Below are 13,979 nucleotides of genomic sequence, written 5' to 3' on the forward strand. Positions count from 1 at the left end.
GCAGCGCTGCTCGGTGTCGGCACGGGGCTCGGCCTGCTGCTGGTGGTCCTCGGCTGGCGCGGAACGGGCCCCCGGCGTCCGCACCGCACCCGGACCCGCGCAGCCCGGACCGTCGACCAGCACCGCGGCCTGCGGATCGCCCTCGCCGTGACCGCCGGGGTGGCGACCGGTCTGCTCACCGGCTGGGTCGTCGGCGCCGTGCTGGCCGGGCTCGCCGTCTGGGCGCTTCCGCGGGTGCTGGGCCGCGACCCCGAGCACGCCCGTCGAGTCGCGCGGATCGAGGCCGTCGCCACCTGGACCGAGATGCTCCGCGACACCCTCTCAGCCGCGGCGGGGCTCGAGCAGGCTGTCCTCGCCACGGCGCCGCTGGCGCCGACGGCCATCCGCGGCGAGGTCGGTGAGCTCGCTGCCGGGATCGCGAACGGCGACCGGCTCGCACCCGCCCTGCGTCGCCTGGGTGAGCGCCTGGACGACCCGGTGGGCGACCTGGTGATCGCCGCTCTGCTGCTGGCTGCCGAACAGCAGACCCGCCAGCTCGCCGACCTGCTTGGGTCGCTGGCCGATGCCGCGCGCGGGCAAGCCTCGATGCGGATGCGGGTGGAGGCCGGACGGGCCCGCACCCGTACCTCGGTGCGCGTCATCGTCGGCACCACCCTGACCTTCGCCGTCGCTGTTGTGCTGCTCAACCGCGACTACATGGATGCCTACGACAGCGCCGCCGGTCAGATCGTGCTTCTGGGCATCGGAGCCCTCTTCGCCGGCGGGTTCGCCTGGCTCCACCGCACCGCCCGCATCGCCCAGCCCAACCGCTTCCTCTCCACCGCCTACCAGGACCAGGTGACCAGGCCGGCAGCGGACCTCGTCACCGCGAGGCAGGAGCAAACAGCATGATCGCCTACATCGCCCTGGGCATCGGATCCGGGATCGGCCTGTGGGCCCTGGCGGTCTACCTGTTCCCGCCACGACCGGCACTCGGCAAGGTCTTGGCCCACGCCAGCGCCCCACCCGATTCAGCGCCCATCCTCGTCACCGACGACACCGGCTGGGCCGCACGCCTCGGCCGCCCCGCCGTCACCCCCTTGAGCGCGCTCGGACTCCCCGGCCCACGCATGGCCAAGGACCTGGCGGTCATCGGTCGCTCGATCTCGATCCACTTGGCGGAGAAGGCCGCGCTCGCCGTCGCCGGGCTGTTGCTGCCCGCCCTGCTGACCGTGGTCCTCACCGTGGCCGGACTCGGCCCGGGCTTCGAGTTCCCGATCATCGCTGGCATCGTCCTGTCGGCCGTGGGATTCGTGGTGCCGGATCTGCAGGTACGCTCAGAGGCCGCGAAGCTGCGCGCCGGGTTCCGCCACGCGCTCTCGGCCTACCTGGACCTGGTGTGGATCACCCTGGCCGGGGGAGCCGGGATCGACAGCGCCCTGGGCGACTCGGCCACCATCGGGCGAGGGTGGGCGTTCGAGCAGATCCGCCGCGCCCTGGACACCGCCCGCCTCACCCGCACCACCCCATGGGCCACGCTGCGCCGGCTCGGCGAGGAACTGGACGTGACCGAGCTCGCCGAGTTGTCCGCCTCGATCAGCCTGGCGGGCACCGAGGGCGCCAAGGTCCGCATCTCCCTTGCCGCCAAGGCCGCAGCGCTGCGGACTCACCACATCACGGAAGCAGAAGGCGACGCCCAGGCCGCCACCGAGCGCATGAGCATGCCGGTGATGGCGTTGTTTCTCGGGTTCCTCGCCTTCATCGCCTACCCCGCGCTCACCCAAGTCCTCATCGGACTATGACGACCGCGCGGACAACTGAACGTGACAACGAAAGAGGAATCATGCGCACACAGGTGGAGGCGTTGTGGACAGTGGTACGAGCACGGTGGGAGGAACTGCGGCGCCAGCCGGAGGCCGGGTACTCGACCGAAACCGTCCTGGTGACCGCGCTGCTCGTGGTAGCCGCTCTCGCGGTGATCGCGATCATCGTCGCGAAAGTCACCGAGAAGGCCAACGGCATCACCATGTAGTCCCGATGGGCCAGAGGCGCAGCAAGTGGTCACCAAGAACCCGCGCCCGATGGAGTCGAGTTCGCCGAGCGCTGAGTGGTGATCGTGGCGCGGTCAGCGCGGAGCTGGTCATCGCGACCCCGCTGCTGCTGCTGATGCTGCTGGCCATCGTGCAGTTCGCGCTCTGGTCGCACGCCACCCACATCGCCCAAGCCGCCGCTTCACAGGGCCTCGCGGCCGCGCGGTCCCAGACCGGGACCGCCGCCGATGGCACATCCACCGCGCAGCAACTGCTCGACCAGCTCGCCAGCGGCCCGCTCACCGCCTCCGCCGTCACCTCCGGGCGGACAGCGGCATCGGCTTGGGTTCGGGTCAGCGGGACCGCGACCTCGGTTGTGCCGTTCTTGCGCCTGCCTGTGCACGCCGAGGCCGGTGGGCCCGTCGAACGCTTCGTTCCCGACCTGGTGAGCGGGTGATTCGCGATGGCACCGCAGACGATGCCTTCGCGGACGACGCCATCCCTCGCGTCCGTTACGTCCCCCGAACGGCGTCACGGCCGCGTGCGCCCCGGTCGGCGGGGGTGGTCGGCCTGGTGGCGTGCCGATGACGGTTCGGTGGCCGCGGAGGTCACCGTCGCCGCGCCGTTCCTGATCATGCTGTTGGTGTTCGTCGGCGTGGTAATCCACCGAGGGGTGGACGCGCGGATCCGCATCGACGACGCCGCCCACCAAGCGGCTCGCGCCGCCAGCATGGAACGCACCCCGACGGCCGCGGTCGCAGCGGCCGAGGCGACCGCCGCGAGCGCGTTGTCCTCGGCGGGAGTGGTGTGCGCGTCGTTGTCGGTGAGCACGTCGACCGGCGGCCTGCGTCCCGGCGCTACCGTCAGCGTTACCGTGTCCTGTGCCGTCGACTTCGGCGACGCGCTCATCCTCGGCGTGCCCGGCGTCAAGGACCTGTCGGCCACCTCAGTGGAACCCGTAGACCTCTGGCGCTCGACCTCGAGCACCGGGGGCCAGCCATGACCGGAGACCGCCACCCGCGGCGCAACTGGTGGTCGACCTGGTGGCGCACACATCGATGCTGGTGGAGTGCGGACGAGGGGCGGGTGACCGCGTTCGTCCTGGTGCTGACCGTCGCCATCCTGGCTGTGGCCGGCCTGGCCCTCGACGGTGGCCTCGCACTGGCCGCCAAGGTGCGGGCCAACGGCCAGGCCGAGGCCGCAGCCCGCGCCGGCGCCCAAGCCCTCGACCTCACCATCTACCGCGGCAACGGCACCCTGCAGCTTGTACCTGCCCAGGCGGTCGCCAATGCCCAGGCGCACCTGGCCGCCGAAGGCGCCTTCGGCACGGTGACCGTCTCTGGCGACACCGTCACGGTCACCGTGACCGCCACGCACACCACCCAGCTGCTCGGGCTGGTCGGCATCGGCTCGTTCCAGGTGCATGGGCAGGGCACTGCGCACCCGCAGCGCGGGGTGATCGCGATCGACCCATGACCGCATCCCCGCCGTGACCGTGACATGGAGAAGGAGGCAGCAGCATGGCAACGCCAGAGGAGATCCGCCAACGGGTCGAGGAGGCCGACAGCGTCCGCAGCGCTCGCAGGGCCGCGGCTGCCCAGCGGGTCGGCGAGCTCGCTAGGCGTCGAGCCGCGATCGTCGCCCAACTTGCGGAGGTCGACCGCGAGCTCGCCGACGTGGTGGCCGACGCCCAGGACGTCATCGGCGTCGAGGAGTTGGCCGCCTTCACCGACCTCAAATCATCCGACCTCACCGAGTGGACCGCGGGGCGCCAGCCCGGCCGTGGCAAGCGCAAGAAGACCGCGACCGGTGCGTCGGGTGGAGCCCGCTTCCACTCCGGACCGACGTCATCGCTGTCCGAGCGTCCCATCTCCGGTGAGGGTTCGACAACCGTCCGGAGGGACAAGTCCGTGCCGCCCGTCGCCCATGCGAGCTGACCATGCCCACCTCGGGTGCTACCCGCGGTGCGGTCCGCAACGGCTCTGACTCGCCGCGTTGGTCGCCGCGAAAGCGAGTCCGCTCGGGGCAGAGCGCCGCTCGGGTGCTCGGATTGCTCGGGAGGTTGGTGCGTGGGTCGCTGGCTTCCGCTCTCTTGGTCGCGCTGCTGGGCGGGCTGCCGTGGGCGTTGGCGCATGTCGTCGGCTGGCCTCTACCGGACCACGTGCCCTCCTGGACCGAAGTCGAGGCGGTCGTGCTCGGTCCGCTGACCACGACCTTCCTGATGGACTTTCTCGCCTGCCTGACCTGGCTCGTCTGGGCCTTCTTCGCTCTCGATGTCGCTCGCTGCGCGGTGGAGGTCGCTCATGACGCTCGACTGCCCGATCTGTCGGTGGCTGGGCCTGTGCGTCGGGTTGCGGCGGTGCTCGTCGGCGCGGTCCTGATCTCCGTTTCGGGGCAGCGCGCCGGCCTGGCTCATCCGCCTCTACCTGCGGTCGGACCGGGCAACTTCGCGGCGGCCACGTCCACGGGGAGCCAAACCGAGCAGGCGGGTACCGAGGTCCGCCGGTCTGTACCCGTTGTCCTGGTCGAGCGGGCTGCCCCCGCGAAGTCGGCAGTGGTGCGTCCGTTTGACTCGCGGACAGGGGTGTACGACTCGTTGTGGCGGATGGCTGAGCGCACTCTGGGCGATGGTCGTCGGTGGTCGGAGATCTATCGACTCAATCAGGGCAAGTCGCGACCGGGTGGCGGTGCATTCACCAATCCCGACCTGGTGTTTCCCGGTGAGGTGATGGCCCTTCCCGAGGATGCGGTCGTGCGTGGGACGCCTCCTGCTCGGCTGCCGGCCGAGCCTGTGACACCGCCCCCGTCCATCGCCGCGCCGCCACCTGGTGGCCCGACGATGGCGCCGACTACCCCGTCCCAGGTGCCCGCGCCCGCGCAGGATCCCCATCCCATCCACCCGCCGGACGACCCGGCACCGAGCGCGGCCACTCCCGAGGTCGCGTTCAGCTGGGGTGGGGAGCTGTTCGTCGGTCTCGGCCTGGCCGCGGCGGTCAGCGCTGCCTTGACCGTGGTGCGTCGCCGGGACAGGCGCCGCTACCGGCCGGGCAGCGGGGAGCGGGACGATCTACCGGTCGCCCCTGTGGTCTATCAGCTGCGGCTGGCGCACCTGCGCACCGACCCTGACGACAGGGAACCAGACGTCGATGGCGAGGAGCGGGTGGAGCTCGGTCAGCCGGACGAGCGACTGCGGCGGGTACCGACCACGTCGGTGGTGCTCGGTCACGACGGCACCCCCCGAAGTCGTGCCTCGATCCTGCCGATCGGGGTGCGCGACGGCCGCGAGATGGCCTTGGACGTGGCCGGGACGAGGGGGCTGGGTGTGCTCGGCGCGGGGGCCGCCGGTGCGGTGCGGGCGCTGCTCGTGACCGCGCTGACGATGGGGGAGGGCGCGGGCAAGGTGATCGTGGTGGCGGAGGCCCTCGCCGTGCTGCTGGGCCGGCGTCCAGAACGGCCGCTTCCGGCTGGCCTGCAGGTTGCGGCCGATCTCGACGCAGCCCTGGATGCCGTGGAGGCCGAGACCCTGGTTCGCCTCGGCGAACTCCCGCTTGCCGACAACTCGCGCGGGCCGCTGGTGCTGGTTGCTCCCACGCCCGCTTGGCGGTCGCGGCGCCTACAGGCGATGTTGGACAACGGGGCGCCGGTCGGCGTGGTCGGACTGTTGTTGGGCCAGTGGGCCGCGGGCGTAACTGCCTACGTACGCGGTGACGGCACCATCTCTGCCACCAGCCCGGGCCATGGCGAGCAACTGCGCGGCACGCGGGTGTTCAGCGTGGGCGAGGACCACCTCGCCGATCTGCTGATGTTGCTGCACCGCGCTGACCCGAATGCCACGGCCGCACCGTGTTCCCGCACCTCTGCGATGCTGCGCCACCTCCCGAGCGACGAGATCGAGCCGGAACGCGGCGAACACGCCGCCCCCGAACCACCAGCCAGGGAATCGTCCGGCTTCGTTGATCTGGAGCTGCTGGCCGCCGCCCGCGATGGCGATCGGCGAAGCAGCTGCGACCTGGCGAACACTGAGTGCACCCCAGCAACCGGAACGTCGCGCGACCTGCGGTTGCCTGCCGAACGAGCCGTCCGCACGCACAGCGAACCCCGCACGGGGCGAACCCGAACCCGACCCCGCGCAAGCTCAGCTGCTACCCCCGACAACGAACCTCGCGACCCCTCCGGGCCAGGACGGTTGCGGATCCGGGTGCTGGGACCGCCGCGGATGTGGTGGTGTCTGGAGTCGAGCGGGCTCAACGAAGGCGTCGACCGCGAGGTGACCGCGATGCTCCAGCCTCGCCTACGCGAACTGGTGGTGTTCCTGGCGTTGCACCCCGACGGTGCCAGCCGCGAGGCGCTCACCGCCGCGCTCTGGCCCACCAGACCACCAGAACGCATCACCAACGCACTGAACACCACCCTCAGCCGCCTGCGCCGCGCACTTGCCGCGGCAACAGACGGCGCTGCGGCGGACCTCGTGGTGATTGGCGAGGGCCGCTACCGACTGGACCCCGAGCTGGTGGAGGTCGACTTCCACCGCTTCGCCGCGGCAATGACCGACCGCCGGTTCGCAGCCACCGACGCCGAACGGATCTCCGCGTATCGGCGGGTCGTCGACAGCTACACCGGCCCCTTGGCCGACGGATTGAGCACCGAGTGGATCGAGACCGCCCGCGAGTCCGTCCGCCGCGACGCCCTCGACGCCGTGGCTGCGCTCGCCCGCGCCCTGGTGGACCATGATCCACAGCAGACGCTGGATCTGCTGGAGATCGCCCGCGCGTTCGACCCGCACAACGAGGCCGTGTACCGCGACATCATGCGACTCCAGGAACGCCTCGGCCAGCTCGACGCCATCCCCCGCACTCTCGCCCTGCTGACCGCCCGACTGGCCGAAGTCGACGACCACCCCTCCCGTCAGGCCATCGACCTGGCCGAGCGCCTACGCCATCGACATGCCACCAGCGAAGAATCGGCATGAAGCACAACAACCCGAAAAGACCAGGTGCCGCGATGTCGACGGAGGCATTCCTGTGGTCAATGCTACTGTGCAGGTCGATGCGATTGTTCAGCCAGTTCTTGTCAATGGAGTGCGAGATTTGCCGTAGAAGACTCTGTGCGGGAGCCTCAGGGGGCGGGTGCGTGCCGCTGACCGGAGCCCGCGGCTTTCGCTCGGGCGGTTCGACGGCCTTGCACGATCTTTCGGGGGAGCAGATGAGGAGATCGACTGCGCGTACGGCCCCCTTCCGTTGGGGGCTCATACGGGGGGTCACATGGGGGATCAGATTGGGGATCCGGTTAGAGCGCCATCCCCGCCGATCGGTGAAGGCGCTGCTTGGGGTGGTCGTGGAGGGATCCGCTGGTGTCCCAGACTCGCTTGGCCTCAAGCCGGTGAAGACATCGGGGGCCTGGTTGGGCCAGCTCCCTCGGCGCAAGGCCCCTGATTGAGGGCTGGGCAGACCACCAGCCGCTCCTCGCCTGGCACACCCGTCGACAACACCCGTCGGAACCATTGGCCGTCAGTTCGCCGATGGCCTGTCGAACCTCTTCATTCCGACGCTTGCTTGCGGTTTCTATTTCGCATGGACGCATCGAATGTGCTGCTCATGTGGTCGGTCGTCGTTGTTTCGGAATGGCGGGCGGCGCCGTGAATAAAGAGTCTTGAAATGAGCTGCGCAGCCACATTGCGGCGCGCGCCGTGTCGAGTAATAATGGAACTACGCCCGGGGGGTTAAATCATCGAACACCACGCTTGGCGTGAGCCATGTCCGAGGAGGTTGGCATGATGTGTGATATCGACGACGCGGACCATGAGGTCGATGTTGAGGTTCTCGTCGACGGCGGGGCGTTCGCGGTGTGTTCGGGCGGGTGGTCGTCGGAATTGCTCGCCGACGCCGAGGTTGCGTTCACCGTAGCCATGATCCATCAGCGGGATGTCGACGACGCCACCGCGCGGAACGCCGACACCGAGGACGAGGAGTGGCAATGAGGTCGACGCAATCGATGACGGTGAGCGCGGTGTTCGCCTACCTGGGCGAACAGGGGTTCACGAGTTCGCCGGGCAACCGTGTGCACCGCCATCGCACTACCGGTGCCCGGGTCGTGGTCCACAATCCCCACGCTGCAGGCACCGACGCCGTGGACATCGCGATCCACGCGCCCGCCGGTGCGTGGTTCGCCCGGCTCACCCGCGCGCCCGGTGCAGCGATCACCGCGACCATCACCGCCGCCCTCAACGCCTCGCTAGCCCGCAGGGGAGAACCATCATGACCACGACCACGAACACCGCCCCAGCGCTCACCCCGTCACGACTGCGCAACGGCGAATTGCGCGCGATGGTCGCGAAAGTCCTCGCCGACAACCCCGGAACCGCCCTGAGCCCGCGCACGATCGCGCAGACACTGACCCGGTCCTCCGGTGCGGTCGGCAACGCCTGCAAGGCACTGGCTGGAAGGGGCGAGGCGGAGGTCGTCTCGACCACCCCGCTGACCTACCGGGCGACCAGCACCACAGCATCCGCCGCCGCGCCCGCCATTACCCCCGCCCCAACACGACCGCCCCGCCCGCCGCGCGCGAAGCCGTGCGCCCCGGCACCAGCAGTCGCCGCGCCCGCGACCGGCGGCACCACCACCGCCGGGTCGGCGCGGGCGGTCACCGGTCCGGTGCAACGCCCGAACGGGCTGACCTACCACCCACGAATGCTCGCCGGTATGCCGGATGTGACCGCGCTGCAACGGTTCCGGGACGCGGGGGTGGCTGCCCTGCTCTACGGTCCGCCGGGCACGGGCAAGACCTCGGTGGTGGAGGCGGCGTTTCCGGACCTGGTGACGGTTCAGGGCGATGGGGACACCACGGTCGCCGACTTCGTGGGCGAGTACACCCAAACCGCCGACGGTCGGTTCGTGTTCGTGCACGGTCCGCTAGTGCGCGCGATGCGCGAGGGGGTGCCGCTGTTCATCGACGACGCGACCCTGATCGCCCCGACGGTACTGGCGGTGGTCTACCCAGCGATGGACGGACGACGCCAGATCGTGGTCAAAGCCAACGGTGGCGAGGTCGTGGACGCCGCCCCGGGGTTCTATGTGGTCGCTGGGCACAATCCCGGCGTGCATGGAGCGATCCTCACCGATGCCCTGGCGTCGAGGTTCTCCGCGCACATCCACGTGATCACCGACTACGACCTCGCCGCACAACTCAAGATCGACAAGCGCGCGGTCAAGATCGCCCGCAACCTCGCAACCCGACAAGCCAAAGGCGAAATCGGATGGGCACCGCAACTTCGGGAGCTGATCGCCTTCCAAAGGATCGCGGGCGTGGTCGGCGCGGAAGCCGCCGCTGGGAACCTCGTGGGCATCGCCCCCGAGGAGGACCGCGACGTCGTCGCCGCCACCGTCAAAGCCGTCTTCGGTGTCACAGTGACACCCCTGGCATTGGGTCCCCGCATCTGAGCCGATCCGCCGTCCCCACCGACAACCCCGCCAATTCGTCGTGAAAGGACAGACACTATGAGCACCCACCTGGTAGCCGACCCCGACGCCACCGGCACCGCCGTATTCCCCACACGTCCGGAATGGCTGACCCTCTCCGCCGCGCTGGTGGACGAGGTCGAAATCATCGCCGACCGCGAGGACCTGATCGTCACCATCGCTCCCGGCGCAGGCAGCGGCGCGCCCGCCTGTTTCTACCCTGCCCGCGCGCTGATCGAGGTCGACGGAGCCCACCTCGGAGTCGACCCCACCACCGTCGACCCCTCCAACCTCGCCGACCGCACCCGCTACGCCACCACATGGGGGCTGCTCACCCACGAATGCGGGCACGCCAAACACACCGCCTGGACACCCCCCGACAACGCCCCGCCCGCCGTGGTCGACGCCGCCATGCTGCTGGAAGAGCCGCGCATGGAAGCCGCGCAGATCCGCCGCCGACCCGACGACCGGCACTGGCTGCGCACCTCCGCCGCCAACCTCATCCTCGCCGACTACAACGCCGCAACCACCACCGGCGGCACGCCCGCCATGACGACTCTGGACGCCGCCCGCGCCGCCGCGCTGCTGCTGGCACGGGTGGACGGCGGCATCCTCACCGCCGCCGAGATCGCCCCGGCCGCCACCGTGATCGAGACCATTCTCGGCGCGGACCTGCTCGCGCAGCTACGCGAACTGTGGCGCGAAGCGCTCAACACCGCCGACGACAACGCCGAGGGGATGATCGACCTCGGGAGGCGGTGGTGTGAAGCCCTCGGCGTCGACCCTGACGACCCCAACCCGAACAACGGCGCACAGGGTGACCCCGATCTGTCCGACCCGCCTTCGCCGCTGCTTCCCGCCATCGCGCAAGCACTGGCGAACGTCGCACGGGCGGTCGGGAAGGAAACGCTGCCCCAGGATCCGGCCGCCCTCGCGGCCGCGCGCCGAGCCGCCCACGACGCTGACGACGAAGCCAACGAGGAGATCGCGCGCACGGTGTTCTCCGCCGCGCACTACAACCCCCACGGTATGGGCAGCACCGCCACGGCCGGCACCCGCCCGCCCACCGCCGACGAACGCACCGCCGCCCGCGTCCTCGCCCGCGCGTTGTCCACCGCCGGAGTCCGCGAACGGGCAGCCGTCACCGCCACCTCGCCCATTCCCCCGGGGCGGCTGCGCATGCGCGGTGTGCTCGCCGCCGACGCCCAACGTGCCGCCGGGGCGACTGTCACCGCTGAACCGTTCACCCGCACCGCCCGACTCCACACCCCCACCCCGCCGCTGCGGCTGGGAATCGCCTGCGACGTGTCCTCGTCCATGGGCTACCTACGCCGACCCGTCGCCTCGACCGCATGGATTCTCGCCCACGCCGGGGCGCGCGCCACCGTCGAAGTCACCACCGCCACCGTCATCTACGGCGCACACGTCCGGGCGATCACCCACCCCCACACCGTGCCCGACCACGTGACCGAGTTCGCGACCAACGACGCCGCCCACGACCTCGCCACCGCCGCCGCCGCCCTCGACGGCGCGCTCGGGCTCTCCCACCCCGGCGCGGCACGGCTGCTCGTCATCGTTTCCGACGGGCACTACGGTCACACCGAACGCGCCGCCGCCCGCGCACAAGTCGATCGGCTGCGCGCCTGCGGGTGCGCCGTGCTGTGGCTGATTACCGACGACGACGACAACCCCTTCGACGGCGTGACCGTGCACATGCTCAGCAGCCCCACCGCAACCGCCCACGCCATCGGACGCGCCGCCACCACCGCCCTGCGCGCCGCCCGCTGAACCCGCCCGGTCCCCGGGCGCAATCCGCCGCCCCGGACCAACCCCGACGACCACGAGGTCTGACCCGCATGACCAACACCCGACCCAAGACCGTGGGCGAACTGATCGCCGCCCTGTCCGGCTACGACCCCGCCGCCCCGCTGCGCATCGCCGCCCAATCCGCCGCCGACCCGACGGAGCACCTTCTCGCGAGGGTGGTAGTGCGCACGCACCACCGATGACGCACAGTCGTGCGTCCGGCCAATCGACCCGCCCGTGGTGTGGCTCGGCACCGGTGAGCAGATCGGGCACCTGCCCGCGATCGCCTCCGACGCCCTCGGGTGGTCGGCCTGACCTACGGCGACCGCTGCCTCCACTAGCCCCACGAGGAGCCGACACCAGCCGGTTCCACCGGCCTCACTCAGCCTTTGGCTACCTGAACCGCCACTCCCGGCCCCGGAGGGGACCCTTCAACCGCTCCAGCCGACACCGACCACGACACGCGCCAGAAAGGTCAGAACCACCGATGACGGGCGATGACAACGACCCCACGACCCCTCCCGAGGTGTCCGGACTGATGGACTACCGGGAACAATGCCCAGACTGCGACGTCGCAGTGGGCGAACCCCACCTGTCCGACGAGTACAACGGCTGCGACATCGCGCGATGCCTCGTCACCGGACACCAACGCCTGATGTGCGACCTCGACCACGACTGCGGACACGACACCTGGACCGGAACCTGGCCCGGCCACACCGACTGCGAACGCCTCGGCTGGATGCACGGACCAGGCTTTCCCGACCTCAACCGCCTCTACACCGAAGGCGTATGGAACCCCGAACACCGAACCTGGAACGCGCACGCTTGAATCCTTCGGCCCGCCGCATCGTCGGTTCGCGGCGGGCCGACCTCTCCGAGCTGGGGAGGCTGGCTTGGTCTCGTTCGGGGCCGCTGCCGCGGGTGCCGGGAGTTGGGCCTCTCGTCGCGGCCGAGCTGGCCGCAGAAAGGTCGCCGAGTTAGCCCGTGGCGGAGCTGGAACTGCTGCGCATGCCTCGTGTGGGCGGTAGCTCGGGCGTGATGAGCCGTAGGCTGTCGGAGCGTTGCTCCCTTCTGCTCAAACGGCACCGAACGGTTTGTGCCCTATCGGAAACACCGCCGATAGGGCACACCCGAGCTGACGCTGGGCGATCAGGAGGATCCGGTCGTCACTTCTGCAGGCGCGAGCGCGTAGCGCTTCGGGCGGTCCTGGGTTCGGACCGCGACCCCGTCAACCACGAGCTTGTCCAAGGCGTTGGTCACCGCGCCGGTGGACTTTCCTCCGAGGGACCTGGCGATCTCGACTGGGCTGCATTGCTGGTCCGGGTGGTCGCGGAGGTGGTCTTCGACCATCCCCCGCAACGCGCCGGGAGCCAGCCGCTCCACCTTCCCCTCGCTGGCGTCTCCCCTGGTTTCAGCCGCCTCCTGGTCGTCAGCCTGCTCGGCAGTGTCGACTCCGTCATGCGGACCGGCGATTTCGGAGTGAGCTGTGCCAGAAACATCCCGACCCGCCGTTCCTGAGACCACGTCGTCAGGGGTGGTGCTGGCCTCGACTGAAGGTGCTGGCGCGGGCTCCGAGGTGTCGGTTACGGCAGGTGCGCTCTCGACGGCATCGTCGTCGTCGGGCGCGTTGATGTCTGAGGGGGTGACGGCTTCGTCCGAGATCGCCCACAGGTCGGCGGCTCGGCGACCACTCTCGGCGATCCCTGCGGTGCGGCTGACGCCTCCCTCGACGGCCCATCGAGAGAGGATCTTCTGCGCGGTGGACTTGCCGATCCCGGCGGCGGCGGACAGGGCGGCGGCGGTGCTGGTCGGGTGGGCGTGCAGTGCTGCCCACAGCTTGTCCTCGGCGTCGGTCCGTCGCGGTGCTGCGGCGTCGGGAACCGGTTGCAGGGCTGCCCCGGCCGCGTCCGCCGACTCGATGTCTGCACGGGTCTTCTGGGCGGAGGGTGTTGTGGTCATGGCGGTCCTCGTTTCGACGTTGTTCTGCGGCCAGTCAAGCTCCGGCCGCAGGCGACTCGCTAGCGGCCGGGACACCACCATGGACGCTCTGTCGGCTACTGAAGTCAAGCAGCATTGGAGAACTAGGTCCGTCTCCTATGGAGCATCACCCGTCCTGGTGCAGCGCTTGACATCTCGACCTGCGTGGAGCGTCCATACCGTTATCGGGCTACCAACTAACGCTCGCCCGCAACAGACAGGGGTAGAGATGGAACCGCAGTTCGCCGCGCTCCGGCTTCGCAGCGCCGACGGAACGACGCTGTATGGGCCCTTCACCGACCGGGACGACGCCGACCTCGCATCCCGACGGATCGCGGACGACCTCGACGCCTTCGGCTGCACGGTCGCGCTGTACCCGCCGGACGCCGACCCGATCACCACCTGCGCCACCGCCGAGGCGACCGGCACAGTCCTCGAACTGGTCGACCACTTCGCCGACGCGATGATCGCCGCCAGGACACCCGACCTCGACACGGACATCGCCGGACCTGTTGCGGTGTCGGTGCTGGTCGACCCGCCCGCACGGCGGCTGCTCCTATGGATCGGACCGTTCCCTGACACCGCCGAGGCCCAGAACTGGATGGACCAGGCTGGCACCGCCACCGGCTCCTACCGGGCGACCATGCGCCTGCACCCGCTACTGGCCATGCACGTATCCGACTCGGGACCTGAACCCGAATCGGCCGCCACCGGAGCCGTTGCCTGACCTGAA

The 13,979-nt window shown here is 70.1% G+C and carries 16 protein-coding genes; 15 read left to right on the forward strand and 1 reads right to left on the reverse strand.

Annotated features, from left to right (window positions below; all coding sequences use genetic code 11):
* Nucleotides 1-147: 147 nt before the first annotated feature.
* From ACWEPX_RS22660 to ACWEPX_RS22725, 14 genes are all read left to right on the forward strand, one after another.
* Nucleotides 148-891 (forward strand): type II secretion system F family protein, encoded by a 744-nt coding sequence (locus tag ACWEPX_RS22660; RefSeq protein WP_451899208.1) that lies wholly within the window; start codon nucleotides 148-150, stop codon nucleotides 889-891.
* Nucleotides 888-1,781, forward strand: a complete 894-nt coding sequence (locus ACWEPX_RS22665; protein ID WP_451899209.1) for a type II secretion system F family protein — start codon at nucleotides 888-890, stop codon at nucleotides 1,779-1,781. Before ACWEPX_RS22660 ends, ACWEPX_RS22665 begins: the two co-directional genes overlap by 4 nt.
* Nucleotides 1,782-1,822: 41 nt before the next feature.
* A complete protein-coding gene (locus ACWEPX_RS22670) occupies nucleotides 1,823-2,011 on the forward strand; it encodes a hypothetical protein (protein ID WP_451899210.1) in 189 nt (62 codons plus the stop codon).
* A gap of 71 nt (nucleotides 2,012-2,082) precedes the next feature.
* On the forward strand, nucleotides 2,083-2,466 hold the full coding sequence (locus tag ACWEPX_RS22675) for a TadE/TadG family type IV pilus assembly protein (RefSeq protein ID WP_451899244.1): 384 nt from the start codon (nucleotides 2,083-2,085) through the stop codon (nucleotides 2,464-2,466).
* A gap of 138 nt (nucleotides 2,467-2,604) precedes the next feature.
* On the forward strand, nucleotides 2,605-3,012 hold the full coding sequence (locus tag ACWEPX_RS22680; protein WP_451899211.1) for a pilus assembly protein TadE: 408 nt from the start codon (nucleotides 2,605-2,607) through the stop codon (nucleotides 3,010-3,012).
* 83 nt (nucleotides 3,013-3,095) lie between these two features.
* A complete protein-coding gene (locus tag ACWEPX_RS22685; protein ID WP_451899212.1) occupies nucleotides 3,096-3,485 on the forward strand; it encodes a pilus assembly protein TadG-related protein in 390 nt (129 codons plus the stop codon).
* A gap of 44 nt (nucleotides 3,486-3,529) precedes the next feature.
* Entirely contained in the window at nucleotides 3,530-3,946 is a 417-nt protein-coding gene (locus tag ACWEPX_RS22690; RefSeq protein WP_451899213.1) for a hypothetical protein, read from the forward strand.
* Nucleotides 3,947-4,101: 155 nt separating this feature from the next.
* Complete coding sequence (locus tag ACWEPX_RS22695) at nucleotides 4,102-6,978, forward strand: BTAD domain-containing putative transcriptional regulator (RefSeq protein WP_451899214.1); 2,877 nt, start codon at nucleotides 4,102-4,104, stop codon at nucleotides 6,976-6,978.
* 783 nt (nucleotides 6,979-7,761) lie between these two features.
* The gene (locus ACWEPX_RS22700) at nucleotides 7,762-7,986 is read left to right on the forward strand and encodes a hypothetical protein (protein WP_451899215.1); all 225 of its coding nucleotides are present in this window, start codon (nucleotides 7,762-7,764) and stop codon (nucleotides 7,984-7,986) included.
* Nucleotides 7,987-8,015: 29 nt separating this feature from the next.
* Nucleotides 8,016-8,267 carry a hypothetical protein gene (locus tag ACWEPX_RS22705; protein WP_451899216.1) on the forward strand — a complete coding sequence of 84 codons (252 nt, stop codon included), beginning with the start codon at nucleotides 8,016-8,018 and terminating at the stop codon, nucleotides 8,265-8,267.
* Nucleotides 8,264-9,445: an AAA family ATPase gene (locus ACWEPX_RS22710; protein ID WP_451899217.1), complete on the forward strand. Its 1,182-nt coding sequence runs from the start codon at nucleotides 8,264-8,266 to the stop codon at nucleotides 9,443-9,445. Before ACWEPX_RS22705 ends, ACWEPX_RS22710 begins: the two co-directional genes overlap by 4 nt.
* Nucleotides 9,446-9,502: 57 nt before the next feature.
* Complete coding sequence (locus tag ACWEPX_RS22715; RefSeq protein WP_451899218.1) at nucleotides 9,503-11,251, forward strand: hypothetical protein; 1,749 nt, start codon at nucleotides 9,503-9,505, stop codon at nucleotides 11,249-11,251.
* Nucleotides 11,252-11,319: 68 nt separating this feature from the next.
* Nucleotides 11,320-11,472, forward strand: a complete 153-nt coding sequence (locus tag ACWEPX_RS22720) for a hypothetical protein (RefSeq protein WP_451899219.1) — start codon at nucleotides 11,320-11,322, stop codon at nucleotides 11,470-11,472.
* Nucleotides 11,473-11,756: 284 nt separating this feature from the next.
* Complete coding sequence (locus tag ACWEPX_RS22725; protein WP_451899220.1) at nucleotides 11,757-12,098, forward strand: hypothetical protein; 342 nt, start codon at nucleotides 11,757-11,759, stop codon at nucleotides 12,096-12,098.
* A 320-nt stretch (nucleotides 12,099-12,418) separates the two neighbouring features.
* On the opposite strand, the gene ACWEPX_RS22730 is transcribed toward ACWEPX_RS22725, so the two are convergent.
* Nucleotides 12,419-13,228 (reverse strand): MarR family transcriptional regulator, encoded by an 810-nt coding sequence (locus tag ACWEPX_RS22730; protein WP_451899221.1) that lies wholly within the window; start codon nucleotides 13,226-13,228, stop codon nucleotides 12,419-12,421.
* A 247-nt stretch (nucleotides 13,229-13,475) separates the two neighbouring features.
* Between ACWEPX_RS22730 and ACWEPX_RS22735 the strand changes: the two genes are divergently transcribed.
* Complete coding sequence (locus tag ACWEPX_RS22735) at nucleotides 13,476-13,973, forward strand: hypothetical protein (protein WP_451899222.1); 498 nt, start codon at nucleotides 13,476-13,478, stop codon at nucleotides 13,971-13,973.
* Nucleotides 13,974-13,979: the final 6 nt, after the last annotated feature.

It is taken from the genome of Actinokineospora sp. NPDC004072 (genome assembly GCF_053604195.1).